This window comes from Pseudoalteromonas aquimarina (genome assembly GCF_049257255.1).
Taxonomy (GTDB): domain Bacteria; phylum Pseudomonadota; class Gammaproteobacteria; order Enterobacterales; family Alteromonadaceae; genus Pseudoalteromonas.
In genome coordinates, this window is record NZ_JBMMUG010000002.1 from 580,940 (window position 1) to 597,108 (window position 16,169).

The following is a 16,169-nucleotide window of genomic DNA, read 5'->3' on the forward strand; positions in this document are numbered from 1 at the left end:
CACAATTCATTGTTTTTACTGTACCTCTTTCAGCTTAGTCAAAGGAATTGCAAACAGGCAAGCTTACAAATACAGTTGCCCCTTTGTCGATATTGTTTTGTGCCCAAATTTTTCCTTTGTGCAACTCTATAAATTCCTTACATATCGCCAATCCCAAGCCTGTTCCTCCTGCTCCACGATTGGTTTTACTGCTCTGTTCAAATTTATTAAATATTTTGTCAAGTTCGCCATCAGGAATTCCCAACCCAGCATCAATAACGGCTAACTGAACATTTTCATTTAAATGCTCTATAACGACTTCTATCTCACTTTGCTCATCGCTAAATTTAATCGCATTTCCCAATAAATTTCTGATGACTTGTGCAATTTGGTCACAATCACAAAAAACAAAAAATGGGTCGAGCTCTGGGACAAAATGTACTTTAATGGATTTAGCCAAAAGCGCCCCTGACATATCATCAATACTAGTACGTACAAGCTGATTTAGATTATGTTCGCTAGGATTGAACGGAAACTTACCAGCATCCAATTTAGATAAATCTAGCAGGTTATTTAATAGCGACAGCAATCGCTGACCAGAACTTTCAATTCGTGAGAGGTATTTTTCTAACTTATCTTTTGGAATTGGAACGCTATGAAGCTTATCCAAGCCAAACTGCGAAAAACTTAAAATGGAATGCATTGGTGTACGCAGTTCGTGCGACATATTCGCTAAAAATTCAGATTTACTTTTATTTGCAAACTCAGCTTGGTCTTTTGCCATTTCAAGCTCTTGCGTGCGGATATTTACTTTCTCTTCGAGTACTTGTTTTGCTTCTTCCAATAGCTGCTGTTTGCGCTTTAAATGAGCAATATTTTTTAGAATAACCGCTGTTGCAGATTCCCCATGTACATCAATTTCACTAAATGACCCTGAAAAAGGAATAATATCGTCTTTCATAGTATTAACGACAAACTCAAAGTTAAACTGAGGTTGAAAACTAGCGATATTATTTTTGATTTCTTTTGAAATATTACTATCGATTAGATCATAAAATGAGAGGTTCTTAAGTTCGTCTTCATTTCGTGAGAAAAGGCTTAAAAAGGCATCATTTGCTTCTAATATGGCGCCATTATTATTAAAAATGGCAATGGCATCTGGCGTATTTTTATAAATAACACGCAGTAAGCTATCTTTTTCAATTAACGCATCTACCGTATCTTGTAGGCGATCTACCAGCTCTAAATTACTGCGCTCTAATTGTTCACTATGCCAAAGCTTATAAATTGCCTGCAGCAACACGCTTTCATTCAGCGGCTTTTCAAGTACATCATCTACCCCTAGGCGAACGGCTTCTATTAACGCACTTTGGTGAGGTTTTGAAGTAATTAAAATGCATCGGCAATTTGGATTAACCGATTTGATTTGTCGGAAAATATCAATCCCTGTGATATCCCCCATATTAAAATCACTAACTAGTATGTCTATTTGATGAAGTGCAGCTCGACCAATTGCAGCATAATCAGTATCGGCAGTAATTACATCAATATGCGCACCTTTTAAACTTGACTCTAAGCCACTTAACCGCGTTTGATTATCATCGACAAGGAGGATTTTGGGCAGCTTAATATCGAGATTAGCCGCACCAATGGCAAGCCCTTCTTCGAGTAAGCCTATTACCTCTTTGTTATTGTAAAAAGGGTGAATAACCAAAGCTGATGGCATTGCATTTGCGAGTTTTGTAAAGCTGTCTCGCAATTTACTGCCTTCGGCATTAGGTGCTAATAAAAAAGTGTTTACATCGCCATAGAGCTGTTGGGTTTGTAACACCAACTTTTCAGGCACTCCGGAAGCAAAAATAACGGCCTCATAAAATGTGGGTTCTTCACTCGGTTCAAAATCAGAGTAGTGATGAAGGTCGACTTGGCACGTTAACAACTCTAGCAATACTTTTAAGCGCATTGCTAAAACGCTTGAATTATCTAGAATTAAAATCCTTTTTTGCATAAGGGGCTTGTTGTCTTCGTTGTTCACATAAACTAAGCGTAGTTTGCTTTTGCAATAAACTCATAGTCGACCAAGATAAAATCTCATCTAAAGTGCGAAAACAGCCCAAACATATATCTTTATCATTTAAACAACAGTTTTCAACACAAGGATTTTTAATCTTTGTTTCAGCCATAATGTTTAGATTATTTTCATCACAATGGGTACTTACAGTTTAGATCATTAGGATATACTCGTTTTAATTTCTGCTCATTAGGAAGAGACTATGAAAAAAAACTTATTGCTAATCGCTATTTTCGGTTCAACATTAACTGCATGCGATCTTGCAGAAGATCCGAAAAAGGCGCTTGAACGCCAATACTTTTCAGAACACCAAGAACTACAACAAGTTATTGAAGATATTCGTACTGAAGGTCTATCAGCTGTAAAACAAGGTGCTGAGGCAGGAACGGTTGCCGCTTGTGTTGCATCTAAATTAGACGCAGATCCAATGGGTGCTCTTATAGAAGTTGAAGGCGCATTACAAGATTCTATCGATTTATCTGAGTTACTTGCGACTTTATCAAACCTTTCGGAACAAGAGCTCTCGCTTGAAAGCCTACCCGATTTAATTCGACAAGGAACCGATGCTCTTACTTATGTAAAACACATGCTAGAGCAATACGATGTAAATGAAATACAGCAACAAGCAGCTGAACTAATTGCTAACGGTCAAACTAAAACAAAAGACCTTGGACAGCACTTACGCTCACTTGTTGAACAGTGTGAAAAATAAAAAATGGCCAAAGAAATTTGGCCATCGATACATGTTACTTAAACACTGCTGCAGAAATTAACTCAGCAAATTAATATTCGCTAGTTATTATCTGGGTCGTCTTCTGGTTTTACTTTGAAGACTTTTTCAGGTGGTGGTTTAGGAGCCCAGTCAGGATCAAGCTCTAAATTAGAAAACAGCGATGACTTCGTTGTTTCCTCTTTTTTATCACTCTCATCTTCTGGCAATTCTGGTTCTTCAGAAGCCACTTGCTCTTTTAATGCACGCCAACTTGATTTAGGCGCATCTTCAGTTTGTCCATTTTCAAACGTTGGGGTTTCTTCAACCTCATTCATTTGCGCTTTAATTGCACGCCAACCACCAAGATTTGAACTATCTGTGTCATTATCAACACCCTCTGATTCGCTTGGTAAAGTATCAAAACTACTGAGGTCTTCATCTTGATTAAATGATGTTAAATCTATTTCGTTTTCAGCAGGAGGCTCAAGTTCAGCGCCTATATTTATTTGTTCAATTGTGTCAGAAGGCTGTTCACTCATTTCAGGCGCATCTAACTTACCCGCATCATCTAGCCCTGATAAGAAGCCTTTACCCGCCGCTAAGCTTTGAGCTAACTCTTCCTCTAAGCTACGTTCTGAATCATCTTCGTCAACTGCTGGCGTAGCCTTACCATCATAGTGATTAAGGTAGTCAAACATTCCTTCATCAACAGCGCGTTTCGCAGCGCGGCGTTTAAATTCTGAATGAGGCACCATGTTTTCAGGTGTATCATCATCTTGAGCAAAATGAGAGAGCTCATTGTCAGAAAGAATTTCATCATCCAATTGATGATTTTCTTCTAATGAATCTCTATTTTCAAACTCTGGCGCAGATGAACCCGTAGTCTCAGGTTCATCGTTGACTTGCATAACATCAAGCGGGTCTTCTGATTTAGGCGTGTATGTATCTAATGCGTTTGCATCTTCAACATTACCTTGGTTTAGATCTGAGCTAGGTACAATGTCTGTCGTTGACTCAACATTTGCTTTTTCAAATGAAAGATCCTTCTCAATATCTGAAACTTCCAGTGTTGATTCTTGTTCCGTTGATGAAAGGTTTGTAAAAGAATCAAGCGTATTTTCAGATTCATCTTTCGAAGTTGGTTCGTCCAAAAACGAAGGGCTTAAAGACTCTTCTGGCAAGTTTGTTGTTATTTCATCAGCTTGAGGCGAAGTGCTATCCTTTGCTTCATTTAAATCGTTAAAGTCAGTTGTTCTTGTTGTAAGATCAAGAGACTCTGTTGATTCAGCAATTTCCTTCTGAGCAGTATCATTTTCAGATGCGCTAGGTGTTGAGCTAATACTATCAAGCTTCTCTGTAAATTCTTTGGCTTTATTTAAAATTGCATCAAGTTCAGCAATATGATCAACTGCAGGCTTTTCGGGCTCTTCTACACGATGAAGGTCTTGGTCATCGGCAGCTATTTCTGCAACAGAATTTTCGTAGGACCCCGGTTCAGGATACTGTGTTTCTTGCTCCTTCTCTACAATTTCTTGTTCTGCTAACTCCGCTGGCGATGGAGTATTTTGCAATGGTTCCGGAGCTAACTCACCATTATGACGATTTAAGTTTTGTTGTCTTTGCTGCTCTTCCGCTAAACGCTTTTGCTCAGCTCTTGCCGCTACATGAGCGTCTATTTTTTCAAGCCATTCATCAACTTGTTCGTCGCTATACTTTAATTCTTTGAAACCTAAAATATACGCATTCACTTTTTTCTTATGCATTACCGCTATTGGAAATTGCGATTTAAAAACAGCCATATCGTTAAATGCAACGATAGGTTCCAATTCTGTATTAAGTTCAATTATTTGTTCAACTGCATGACAGCACTGATTGACAACATTAAGCGGGCTATCAAAAGCCACTAATTCATCACCAACCTGTTCTTTCCATTCAGGCAATGTCGCGCTGCCAATAATTGCACCACGCTGTTTCTGACCAAGTACAACAAATACACCGTATTGAGAGGCAACAATACTATCAAGCAACACTTCTTGGCCACTTGGTAAAGTGACTTCAATGCGCTGTCTGCGGAAATATAAATCAGGATCAAGAGAGCCTTTTGCAGGTTTTGCCTTTTTCTTCTCAGCAGCTTTAACACCAGCAGCTACAAGCTCTTTCGACATTTCCTGCGCTTTTTCTTTAATTTCATCCATACGTGAACGAACAAATTTCACATAAATGAAAATGGCGATAAGCACACCTACCAGCATTATGATTGGCAACATCATCGCTTCAAGTAAGCTATCTTGCTCTACGGGCACTTCATTTTGCCATTGTACTGGCGCTGGTTTTGGTTGAGTTTTAGGCTTAACCGCAGGTGTTGATACTTCTTCAGTTGGTTGGTTATTGGACTCAATTGTTTGCTGAATGTTTGTCTTAGCTTCTTCAGCTAGTTGTTGCTCAGAGTTTTGCTTTTCTTCTAGCGCTTCAAATTGCTCTTGCGCTAGGCGTTTTTCTTCTTCAGTTAAGGTCGGCTCACTTTGCGATACCGTTTGTGCTGGTTTTACTTCAACAGCTTCTGGTTTGTTGCAAAGACGCTCATAATCTCTTTGCGCACGACGATAATTAGGATGTGTTTTACTGTTTTCATAGGAACTCATTTGCTGTTTAAGCAAAATACAGGCCGCAGAATTCGCATTACTCTCAGAAGAAAAAAATGCAAAAAATAACACTAAAAAAAGTAATAAAACTCTAACCTTTCCCATTGAAGATATAACCAAAGTTTAACCAAATTAACGACTTGTTATAAGCTTACGCATTTAACGCATTATTGCCAATAACTCGATGCTTAAAAATTTGCTTAATAAGCTCAAATTTTTAACGGTGTAATTGTGAGGGCTATTGCAAGCCATGTTTCTTGTTGTATTTGTCTAATGCCATTTGCACTTCAGAAACAATGCGTTTATCCGTATTTTTGCTAAATGCCATACATGCTTGGCGCTCGTTAATATTTGTCACCTCAATACTGCGAGTAACATCATCAATGCTTCGGTTACCGGCTTTTAACGATTCAAACATTTCCCACTCTGACTGCACTAAAAAATCAACTCGACCTGCTAAAAACTTTCGTAACTCTGCACTGGGATCGGATGTGACATCTAAATTAACACCTTCAACAAAGCCTTGCTCAAGTAGGAATTCATGACTTCTAGCTTTTCGACCAACCGAGGTAATGTAATTTTTAGCATCTTCTAATGAAGATAACTTGATATCTTTTCGGTTTTTCAAATGAAACAAATACACCTTTACAGGTGCCATTAAAGGACACACCCATTGGTATAATGACTCTCGCTCTGCCGTTCTAAATATTGAATAAATGAGCGTATTTTTATCCGTTTTAGCCATATCCATAGCTCTTACCCAAGGATAACTATGAATTTGATACTGATAGCCTAAACCATCTAAAATTGCTTTTACTTTTACAGTTGAGCGACCCACAAGATTGCCGTTTTCGTCAGTATAGTTAAACGGTCGCCACTCTTCAGTGACAACCGAAAGCTCTGTTTTGTTTGAAGCTGTTCCATCAACACTAAACAGAACAATAATCGCAATAACAATTACACGAAAAATAAAGCTTCTCCTTATGCTTTTTAAGAGCTAGCCTGACTCACTTGTGGCTCTTTTAACACAGACATTTTAGCTGGTTGTAATGCAATAACCGAATCACCTTCAGTAGGAATTTGCCCACCATCGATTTCAACAGGCACAATATATTCTTGCTGACGCCAAATAAATAAAGGGATCGCTTCTTTATTTACCTCTAAATAGTCTTCCCAAGTAAACGCATCAGCGATTCGAGTTGCGCTCACCTTCCCGCCTTTGGCAATCATGCCTGATAAGCGCGCAAAAGTAGCATCGTTGGCAAACAAATTCTGCCTAGATAAAAAGGTGGCACTGTCTTTATTTGCTTTTGCATGCACATCTGAAGACTTAAGTGAAAACACTTTTTCTTCACCAATTAAATGTGCAAAGTGCTGAATACCCAGCGCGTTGTAATGGCGATTTGGTGACAAGCCCAATACTTTACTAATATCCGTAAGCGGCAAATAGCGCTCTGCATGTTCTGATTGTGGGTTGCCGTAATAACAAGGCAATCCATCCATGCGTGCCATTTTACAGTTCTCCCAAGCGGGATCAGATAAGTAAACACTCACGCCAATATCATTTAAACCTTTCGCGACTTCTCGTGCCACATGGTTAGCACCAATGATAAGTACTGTAGATGGCTCAGGCTGACGAAGCTTTAATAATTTAGTTAGCGGTACAGCAGTTAAACTTTGCAATACTACAGTGACAATAATCACAGTAAAGATTAGTGGCACTAACTTCTCGGAAGTCGGCACGCCAGCTTTAACCATGCTTAGCGCAAACACTGACCCAACCGCAGCAGCCACAATACCGCGCGGTGCAATCCAACTTAAAAGTGCACGGGCTCGATAGTTTAAATCTGAGCCAAATGTAGATACTAAAATGGATAACGGGCGCGCAACAAATAAAACAAACGCCATAAAGATAAGCACACTCGGTCCCAACTGTTTAATATCTTCGATGTGCAATCGCGCTGCGAGCAAAATAAATAAGCTCGAAATTAGAATCATAGATAATTCTTCTTTGAATTCTAAAACAGCATCAATTTCTAAATCATCTTGGTTAGCTAACCAAATACCAAACACAGTAACCGCCAACAGCCCGGATTCGTGACTTAAATAGTTAGAAACGCTAAAAGTAGCTAAAACAAGAGCTAAAATACCAAACTTATGCAGCTCAAACGGTAGCCATTGGCGACGAATTAACAAGCTAGTAAACCAGCCGGCAAATAAACCAAGCGACAAACCAACCATAAGCGTCATAAATAAAGCGCCAAGGGTATGATTAAAAATACTTTCTTGCCCAGTAAGCATTACGGCTTCAAACACAAGTACTGCGAATAAAGCACCGATAGGGTCAATTACAATCCCTTCCCATCGCAACACTTTATCGACATCTTTATGAGGGCGCATCGCATTTAACAAGGGTGCAATTACAGTGGGCCCTGTAACCACCAGTACGGCACCTAATACCGCGGCAACGCGCCAATCTAAGCCAAGTACAAAATAGGCTGCGCAGCCAATCACTACAAAAGAAGCTAACATACCGATTGAGCATAAATTTCGTACCACTTTTTCAAGACCTTTAAGCTCTCGAATATGCAGAGTTAGCGCTCCTTCAAAGAGGATAACGGCAACGGCTAATGAAATGACAGGAAACAGTAAATCACCAAATATCGCATCTGGGTCAATAACATTAAAACCAGGACCAAGCAAAAGGCCTGTTAATAGAAGAAAAAGAATAGCAGGTACTTTAAAAATCCATGCTAACCACTGAGCCGCAACAGAAAACAAGGCAACCAGTGAAATATAGACCGCTGACATTAAGAATTCACAACATTAAAAGACTGAATATAACCATAGTATATCTTCGAAAATTATTTCTATAGTTTTTTAACAATAAAAATTTATTTCAAACCAACCTTTGAAACTGCTTTTTTTGCTTTAAATTTATTGCATTACAAAGCGCCATAACGCTAAAGTAACTATACATCTAGGCCACTCTTTATTTGTTTCAGCACCATGTTAAACGCCAGTGAAAAAGAGAAAGTTGAACTCGAACACCAAGCAGCCAAACTCTTTTTACGCCTTTATGAAAAGCAGTTTAATTTACCAATGCGTCATATTTGGCATAATCAGCCAAGTAAACCAGATGTAAGCTGTTATCAGGCAGAAGAAAAGCTGGATATTGAAATCGCTCACTTGTATGGCAGCGAAAAAGAAGCCATGGCAATTTTAAAGCGTGAACTCAGCACTGAAACTAAAGAACACCTTTGTGCGTTACTACTTGAACCCATCGAAACACGATTAACCAAAGCATTACAACGTATTTTAGCGAGTAAAGCTTGCAAACATTATGATTCCAAGCGTGTTTGGTTAGTGATTCGTAATGCAAACCCTTTTTGGCATTCGCAAGATATTCAGGCATTGCAGCATCATTTTGTGATGCCAAGCCCTCACCCATTTGAGCAAGTATGGATTATTGGTGATATGAAAGGCCACTCAGGTTTAATACAACTTTATCCTTAAGGGCTTGTTGACCCCCAATTCAATTTTTGCTGTAATCAAACCAATTAGAATTGAATACAATATACCAATGAAAAAATTACCCCTCTTCTCTAGTCTATTTTTTGCCGCTTTTGCAAACGCAAATACCGCTAACATTGAAAGCGTTTTAAGCAATGTTAAGCAGTGTAGCGACACCATAGTGTTACGCCATCAAGCACTAAGCAAAGAACAAGAAGATGCGGCTTGTAACATGTTATCCGCGCAAGAAGCTCGCTTTCATAACACCTTTAATACCAAAGGCAAACCAGTTGCCAATGATAACAACCACTTCCTTCGCGCAAATATCTACCAAGATAGGGACGCCTATGTGAAATACGTTACAGCGCATTTCGACGTGCCAAGTGATAATGGTGGCATGTATCTAGAAGGCTTACCGCACTTACCAAATAATTCAGCTGAATTTGTTGCCTATCAAAAGAAAGGGCAAATTTGGAACTTAAGCCATGAATATGTGCACTACTTAGATGGTCGTTTTAATATGTATGGTGACTTTTGCGCCAACTTACATGACTCTCACTCTGGCCCTGAATACTGCCCTAAGCCTGCTCCATTACTGCCACACTTAGTTTGGTGGAGTGAAGGCATCGCTGAATATATAGCTAAAGGTGAAGACAATGAACGTGCAGTTAAATCAGCTAAAAAACAAATCATTCACTTGAGCGAGCTGTTTAATACCAGTTATGAACAAAATGGTGGTTCTGAGCGCGTTTATGTATGGGGCTATTTAGCATCGCGTTACATGATGGAAAAACAACGCGATAAAGTAGAACAGATGCTTGCTCTTACCCGCAAAGGCCAATACACCCGCTATCAAGCATTGGTAAAAGAATGGGGTAAATCGATGGACAGTGATTTTAGCCAGTGGCTTAATCAACTGTAATTTATAACAAAAATTCCTAGCAAAGGCTGTTATTTCGATGATTAACAGCCTTTTTTATGTTTATTAATCACTTACTCGCTTACCTAAAATAGTTAAGCTGTATTCGTTATCATCCATCTTTGCAACATTAGGTAACTCGCCCCAAACAGCAAAACCATTTTTAGAAAACAAGCGCATGCTTGGCGTATTGTGACTAAAGATAAAAGCAAGAAGCGTTTTGATCTCAAGCTCAGGTGACAATGACAGTGCAAACGTAAGCAACTGTTGGCCAATATTTTTACCACGCTGCTCACTATCTACATAAATAGCAATTTCCACTGTGCCATCGTATGCAGGGCGGCCATAAAATGATTTAAAGCTTAGCCATGCAACCACTTGCTCGTTTTCTGTTACAACATATAACGGGCGACTCTCTGTATGGCTATCAAACCACACTTGCTTACTTTCCACCGATTGTGCCTCGGTGTCTGCGGTTACCATTCTGCTTTCAATCGTCTGATTATATATATCAACAATGGCGGCTAAATCTGATTGGGTTGCTAAACGCGTTTTCATTTTTATGTTCAAACTAAAATTGTCATTACCCAGCCATAGTATCACTTGCCAAGACCTGATATAAATAACAAAAATTCATATTAAGCGAGCGCTATTTATGCAACTTTATGGGTCGCTAACCTCACCTTACGTACGCCGATTGCGTGCTCTTGCCATTGAGCAAAACATTCAATTCGATTTTTTAAATTTAAACATTTTTGCTGAGCAAGACAGAGAAACACTGGTTAAGCTTAATCCAACACGTAAGATTCCAATGTTGGTTGATGGTGAACAAGTCATTTTTGATTCAAATGTTATTTACCGCTACCTCAGTCAAAAATTAGATTTTTCACCGCTTAGTTGGGATCAGGAAAATACCCTAACACTGATTAATTCAGCGAATGATTCACTCGTTGAACTATTAATTTGTAAGCGCTCTGATTTTGATACTAACGACGATAAATTATTTTTCAATTTACAACGTGACCGCGTACAAGGGGTATTATCAGTACTTAATGATGCAGCGGAAAAAGGCGAATTTAACGATTACAATTATCTTGCTATCTCGCTTTATTGCTTAGTTGACTGGATTATATTTAGAGACTTAACGGATATATCTTCTTTTCCAGCACTGTTAGCATTTCATGTTGCTCACCAACATCGAGCTTCAAACACTGAAACAGCCCCGAGGGATTAATCAGCATGAGCGAACACATTGAACGCATAGAAGACTTTGTAAGCCAAGTAAAACAATCTAAACAATGTTTTGTGCTTAGTAGCGAAAACGGTTTATTAATCGCCCCCTCCGAGTTTCAAGAAGAGCGTGATGTGCTCTTGCTATGGGCATCATCTGATGCTGCAAAGCAACAATGTAGTGGTGAATGGCGCGGCTTCGAGGTGATTGAACTTGAACTTGATGATTTGACTGACTTACTTCCCGATTTACACGATGACGAATTGTTAGTGGGGTTAGATTTAAGTGACGAACAAATAGCTATCGAAATCGAAGCAAACGCTTTGCTCGACGACTTAACACAATGATCAACATTACTCCGCTAACCGAAGCGTATTATCAACAAGCATTATTGCTTGCCAATAAAGTGCATGGCGATAATTACCTTGATTTACCCAGCCTTGTTGATATGCAAAAAAAGGCAACCAAAAATGGTATCAATGCCAACTTTATTGCCTTAGAAGATGATAACGTTGTGGGGCTGCGCTTAAGTTATGCAGCCAATCAATGGCCGCTTGATGAGTGGTGTAGCCCGTCTTTATGGCCTTGCTCGCAAGCAAATATGGCCTATTTTAAATGTATTGCGGTTGACCCTAATCAACAAGGTAAAGGCATTGGTCCAAAGCTATTAACAGCGTCTATTAATGCATTAAAACAACAAGGCGCTAAAGCGGGTATTGGCCATTTATGGCAGCAAAGCCCTGGCAATGGCGCCGTAAAATACTTCACCAAAGCCGGTGGAAAATTGATAAAAGAGCATAAAAACCGCTGGTATGAGTACAGTATTAAAGAAAACTATCAGTGCACAATTTGTGGCGTACCTTGCCATTGCAGTGCTGCAGAAATGGTAATTGAATTCTAATGACTCACGTTTACGATCCTTTGCATCACCCTCATTGTCAGGGGCAAGACTTTGCACCTAGCTATTGGGCCAGCACCATTGCATTACCCAAAGCGACGCCCAAAGTAAGCAAAGCACAGCAACATGATGTCGCCATTATTGGTGGTGGTTATTCTGGTTTATTAACGGCTTATTACTTAGCAACCGAGCATCAGCTCGATGTGTGCGTACTGGAAGCAAATCAAGTAGGTTTTGGCGCCAGTGCTCGTAATGCAGGCTTTGTATTAAAAGGTTCTGGCCGCTTAAGTTACCCGCAAATGACCAATAAATGGGGGCTTGATGTCAGTAAAGGGATTTATGCTGAGTTCAGTGATGCAGTAAATCGTGTAGAACAGCTTATTGCAAAACATAATATTGATTGTGATAAACAAGAAAATGGCTATTTAAAAATAGCCCACAATCAAAACGCTTTGCAAAGCCTTAATGCCCAAGCAGACTATATTCAAACTCACTTAAAGAACGCTAATACACCACCATGCCAATGGCTCAGCCAAGAAGAGCTAAGCGCTCATTATATGAAAAACCAGCAAGCATTTGGCGCGCTTCGTTATAGTGACAGCTTTGGTGTAAATCCATTAAAGCTACTACTGGGTTATCGTTCCCTTGCCCTTGAAAGTGGCGTAACACTTTACGAAAACTCACTGGTTGAACACATTATTGAAACTGCAAATGGGTTTGAATTAAGTGTAAATGGATTTAAAGTTAGCTGTAATAAACTCATTATGGCTGGTAACGCGTACAACAATAAACAAAGCCATCAAGCGATTAACAATCGCTATCTACCGATTTTAAGCAGTATTTTTGTATCGAAACCGCTTACATCACAGCAGCTTGCTGAATCTGGTTTGCAAACGAATCAAGTATGCATGGATACACGTACACTTAAATACTATTATCGCTTGCTGCCAGACAACCGGCTGTTATTTGGTGGTCGGGGCGCGGTCTATGCCAAACATCAAAATAAACCTGTTTATTTGGCAAATCTTAAAAAAGGGCTTAGTGACTGCTTTCCTTCGCTCAAAAACATCGAGCATGATTATTATTGGAATGGCTTTATCGCAGCTGCTCTTGATGATATGCCACATATTAATTTTGACGGTAAACTTGGCTTTATTTTAGGTTATTGTGGCGCTGGCGTTTCGTTTAGTGCACAAGCTGGTTTTCGCATGGCGCAAATGGTAGCAGGCAAAGAAGTACCCAAATTACCACTATACAATACACCTTTACCTTATTTGCCTTTTGCAAATTTTCGGCGATTAGGCCAATTTGCTTATTATCAATATGCGCAAGTAAAAGATCGATTCTTTTAATAAGAGCGTGTTAAACGCTCTTATTAAAAATTGATTTAACGTAACAACAGACCCTAGTTATTCCACCAATTTTTGCTAGAATAGTCGCTAACTGATTAATTTAGTGGATAATCTGTGAAGTCGCATCTTGGCCGCCGCCCATTTACTCATATGGAAATCCATACCTTATTCAAAGGGTATATTTATGGCGACCAAAAAATGCCTCGCGAGCAAGCCAAACACTGGCATTTTTGGCTACCGCTTTTAAGCTACTATACTGGCGCATATAGTGATGAAATTGGTCAGCTCACAGTCGACACGGTAATCAAACAAGATGGCCATTACTTCTTTAACTTTCGCACCAATAATAAAATCAAACCTAGGCGCGTGCCAGTTCATCCCATGCTAATTGAACATGGGTTTTTAGATTACCTAGACTATTTAAAAACCCAAAACCAACAGCGATTAATGTTCGATTTACCCGCTAAGTCAGGACGCTACAGTGAAAAAGTGCGTATTTGGTTTTCCGGCGAAGGAGAGCGAGCAGGCTATTTGCAAAAATGCCATATCCCCAATATCGACTTAGATGGCAGAAAAGCCGCGATCAGTTCTTTTCGACTCAATTTCGAAGCACAAATACGTATCTCATCGATTCAAGCTGGTAGCAAAGACGCATTTAATTATTTAATGGGTTTTAAAGACTATACCGGCAATGAGTTTTCTAATAGCAAATTATTGTGGCAGATAATTCGTGGTGTAAGAGCCTTGCCAAGTAATATTTCTTGGCAACGCTTTTGTGATAGGCATTAGATTTTTAAGAGCTGAAAATTACGTTCTGTCACATACAAAGGCAAGCAAATCTGTCGTGGTTTGGTATTTTAATCGTGTGATTTTATGTGCACAGTGCGCACTTAAATCAAGCCATTTGGAAGGCTTATCACTGCTATCTAATCGCCAACGGTATATTGCATTACCTTTGCCATAAATTAGCACATCATCACCTTGCCAAGCATAATAATCTACGCCTTGTGGCAGTTTCAGCACAGGTTTTAGTGATTCATTTTGACTATCGAATAAGGTGATCCACTGCTGATCATTTTTATATTGGCTAAAAGAGTAAACATTGCGTGTTTTATTAAACGCCAAAGTACGGCCAATATCATTTGCGACTGGCTTACCTGTTTGTTTTTGTGTGTTGCCAAAATAAAGAGCGTGCGGCTTCCCAAGTACAAAGGTAATTAAATCGTAATTTTGACCCCAAGCATGGTAGCCAATTTTTCCTACTTCTTTACGCAATAATTTTGCAGCTACTGGTTTACTAAACCCATATTGCCAAAGTTCTTGGCTACCATCATGCCCTTCCAATATAACTGAAAAGCCATCTTCATTCGGTACTTTTGTTGGCGAATATTCACTTACATCAGTATTAGTTAAGTTCGTTGTTTGCTTGGTTTTGAAATCGTATAGCATCACATCGGTTTGCCATAGCTCCCCCTGATGAAACCCAGCGGTATAGAGCAAACCACCATCGATAAAATTAGGTTGATTATCATAGCCAATTCGGTTCGATACATTTTCAGCAGAAACAATGGCATTACCATTTAACTTAACTAAAAACACATCGGTGTTTGGTAAATCTGAAGCGGTATTATTGGCAAATAAAGGAAAGCTTGCACAGGCAGTTAACGCAAAAACAGCTGCTTTTTTCATTATTATTTTCTATTTTTAATGCTTATTTTTGCCATTAATAACATAGCTATTGTCATAAAGACAGACTTGACCAACACGAGCAGCCCAGATATAAACACATAAACAACTAAAAAAGTGTGCTCTATGTCTGCCAAACATCCCATCATTGCAATTACAGGTTCGTCCGGTGCAGGAACTACCACTTCGACCAATGCAATTAAGCACATTTTCCGCAGCTTAAACATCAACGCAGCATTTGTTGAAGGGGATAGTTTCCATCGCTATACGCGCCCAGAAATGGATAAACGTATTCGTGACGCCCACCAAGAAGGTAAACACATTAGCTATTTTGGTACTGAAGCTAATGACCTTGCTTCGCTAGAGCAATTATTTACTGACTATGGCAATACCGGTACAGGTAAAAGCCGTCGCTATTTACATACCTTCGACGAAGCAGTTCCATATAACCAACTACCTGGAACCTTTACGCCATGGCAAGACCTTGAAAATGACACTGATATTTTATTTTATGAGGGCTTACATGGAGGTGCGGTCGATAAAGATGTCGATGTTGCACGTCACGTTGATCTATTAATCGGCATGGTTCCGATCATTAACCTTGAATGGATCCAAAAGCTTATTCGCGATACGCAAGACAGAGGTCACTCACATGAGGCTGTAATGGGCTCTATCGTGCGTTCAATGGATGATTATATCAATCATATTACTCCGCAGTTTTCTCGTACCCATATAAACTTTCAGCGCGTACCGACTGTAGATACATCAAACCCTTTTAGTGCAAAAGACATCCCTTCATTGGATGAAAGCTTTGTGGTTATTCGTTTTCGCGGTATTGGTGATGTAGATTTCCCATACTACTTACAGATGATTAACGGTGCTTTTATGTCTCGTATGAACACCATGGTGGTGCCTGGCGGTAAAATGGGCTTAGCGATGGAGCTTATCCTGCGACCACTCATTGAAGATATCATCAATAAAAAGCGTGCCCTTCAAGACTTAAGACAAAACTCTTTGCCTATTTAAAGCTAGATTTGAGATTTGAGATTTGAGATTTGAGATTTGAGATTTGAGATTTGAGATTTGAGATTTGAGATTTCTAAAGAAAGTTTCAGATTGTTTTTCTGAATTCTGAAATCTTTATCTCTAATTTCTAAACAAACTGA

General features: G+C 39.3%; 16 protein-coding genes. 9 read left to right on the top strand and 7 right to left on the bottom strand.

Annotation, left to right across the window (positions count from 1 at the left end):
• Positions 1-34 precede the first annotated feature (34 nt).
• Together AAEU29_RS07620 and AAEU29_RS07625 are read right to left on the bottom strand one after the other, a co-directional pair.
• Complete coding sequence (locus tag AAEU29_RS07620) at positions 35-1,987, bottom strand: hybrid sensor histidine kinase/response regulator (RefSeq protein WP_421972751.1); 1,953 nt, start codon at positions 1,985-1,987, stop codon at positions 35-37.
• The gene (locus AAEU29_RS07625) at positions 1,959-2,162 is read right to left on the bottom strand and encodes a DUF1289 domain-containing protein (RefSeq protein WP_421972752.1); all 204 of its coding nucleotides are present in this window, start codon (positions 2,160-2,162) and stop codon (positions 1,959-1,961) included. The genes AAEU29_RS07620 and AAEU29_RS07625 overlap by 29 nt, the downstream gene beginning before the upstream one ends.
• A gap of 90 nt (positions 2,163-2,252) precedes the next feature.
• Here AAEU29_RS07625 and AAEU29_RS07630 point away from each other — a divergent pair, with 90 nt between their 5' ends.
• Positions 2,253-2,762, top strand: coding sequence for a hypothetical protein (locus AAEU29_RS07630; protein ID WP_421972753.1), 510 nt, complete (start codon positions 2,253-2,255; stop codon positions 2,760-2,762).
• Between the two features lie 80 nt (positions 2,763-2,842).
• Here the strand turns inward: AAEU29_RS07630 and AAEU29_RS07635 are convergent, their stop codons facing one another.
• The 3 genes from AAEU29_RS07635 to AAEU29_RS07645 form a co-directional block, all read right to left on the bottom strand.
• Entirely contained in the window at positions 2,843-5,509 is a 2,667-nt protein-coding gene (locus AAEU29_RS07635; RefSeq protein ID WP_421972754.1) for a hypothetical protein, read from the bottom strand.
• Positions 5,510-5,642: 133 nt separating this feature from the next.
• Positions 5,643-6,389 carry a substrate-binding periplasmic protein gene (locus AAEU29_RS07640; RefSeq protein WP_421972810.1) on the bottom strand — a complete coding sequence of 249 codons (747 nt, stop codon included), beginning with the start codon at positions 6,387-6,389 and terminating at the stop codon, positions 5,643-5,645.
• Positions 6,390-6,394: 5 nt separating this feature from the next.
• On the bottom strand, positions 6,395-8,215 hold the full coding sequence (locus AAEU29_RS07645) for a cation:proton antiporter (protein WP_421972755.1): 1,821 nt from the start codon (positions 8,213-8,215) through the stop codon (positions 6,395-6,397).
• A gap of 198 nt (positions 8,216-8,413) precedes the next feature.
• Here AAEU29_RS07645 and AAEU29_RS07650 point away from each other — a divergent pair, with 198 nt between their 5' ends.
• Together AAEU29_RS07650 and AAEU29_RS07655 are read left to right on the top strand one after the other, a co-directional pair.
• Positions 8,414-8,920 carry a hypothetical protein gene (locus AAEU29_RS07650; RefSeq protein ID WP_421972756.1) on the top strand — a complete coding sequence of 169 codons (507 nt, stop codon included), beginning with the start codon at positions 8,414-8,416 and terminating at the stop codon, positions 8,918-8,920.
• 67 nt (positions 8,921-8,987) lie between these two features.
• On the top strand, positions 8,988-9,839 hold the full coding sequence (locus tag AAEU29_RS07655; RefSeq protein ID WP_421972757.1) for a collagenase: 852 nt from the start codon (positions 8,988-8,990) through the stop codon (positions 9,837-9,839).
• A gap of 63 nt (positions 9,840-9,902) precedes the next feature.
• Here the strand turns inward: AAEU29_RS07655 and AAEU29_RS07660 are convergent, their stop codons facing one another.
• On the bottom strand, positions 9,903-10,394 hold the full coding sequence (locus tag AAEU29_RS07660) for a GNAT family N-acetyltransferase (protein WP_421972758.1): 492 nt from the start codon (positions 10,392-10,394) through the stop codon (positions 9,903-9,905).
• Positions 10,395-10,491: 97 nt separating this feature from the next.
• Here AAEU29_RS07660 and AAEU29_RS07665 point away from each other — a divergent pair, with 97 nt between their 5' ends.
• From AAEU29_RS07665 to AAEU29_RS07685, 5 genes are all read left to right on the top strand, one after another.
• On the top strand, positions 10,492-11,070 hold the full coding sequence (locus AAEU29_RS07665) for a glutathione S-transferase family protein (RefSeq protein WP_421972759.1): 579 nt from the start codon (positions 10,492-10,494) through the stop codon (positions 11,068-11,070).
• Between the two features lie 5 nt (positions 11,071-11,075).
• Positions 11,076-11,414 (top strand): DUF2750 domain-containing protein, encoded by a 339-nt coding sequence (locus AAEU29_RS07670; RefSeq protein WP_421972760.1) that lies wholly within the window; start codon positions 11,076-11,078, stop codon positions 11,412-11,414.
• The gene (locus AAEU29_RS07675; RefSeq protein ID WP_421972761.1) at positions 11,411-11,968 is read left to right on the top strand and encodes a GNAT family N-acetyltransferase; all 558 of its coding nucleotides are present in this window, start codon (positions 11,411-11,413) and stop codon (positions 11,966-11,968) included. Before AAEU29_RS07670 ends, AAEU29_RS07675 begins: the two co-directional genes overlap by 4 nt.
• Positions 11,968-13,317, top strand: coding sequence for an NAD(P)/FAD-dependent oxidoreductase (locus tag AAEU29_RS07680; protein ID WP_421972762.1), 1,350 nt, complete (start codon positions 11,968-11,970; stop codon positions 13,315-13,317). The genes AAEU29_RS07675 and AAEU29_RS07680 overlap by 1 nt, the downstream gene beginning before the upstream one ends.
• Before the next feature lie 114 nt (positions 13,318-13,431).
• Positions 13,432-14,106 carry a site-specific integrase gene (locus tag AAEU29_RS07685; protein ID WP_421972763.1) on the top strand — a complete coding sequence of 225 codons (675 nt, stop codon included), beginning with the start codon at positions 13,432-13,434 and terminating at the stop codon, positions 14,104-14,106.
• A gap of 18 nt (positions 14,107-14,124) precedes the next feature.
• Here AAEU29_RS07685 and AAEU29_RS07690 read toward each other — a convergent pair whose 3' ends face one another.
• The gene (locus AAEU29_RS07690) at positions 14,125-15,006 is read right to left on the bottom strand and encodes a hypothetical protein (RefSeq protein WP_421972764.1); all 882 of its coding nucleotides are present in this window, start codon (positions 15,004-15,006) and stop codon (positions 14,125-14,127) included.
• A 123-nt stretch (positions 15,007-15,129) separates the two neighbouring features.
• Here AAEU29_RS07690 and AAEU29_RS07695 point away from each other — a divergent pair, with 123 nt between their 5' ends.
• Positions 15,130-16,029: a phosphoribulokinase gene (locus tag AAEU29_RS07695; protein ID WP_372769184.1), complete on the top strand. Its 900-nt coding sequence runs from the start codon at positions 15,130-15,132 to the stop codon at positions 16,027-16,029.
• The last annotated feature ends 140 nt before the right edge of the window (positions 16,030-16,169 follow it).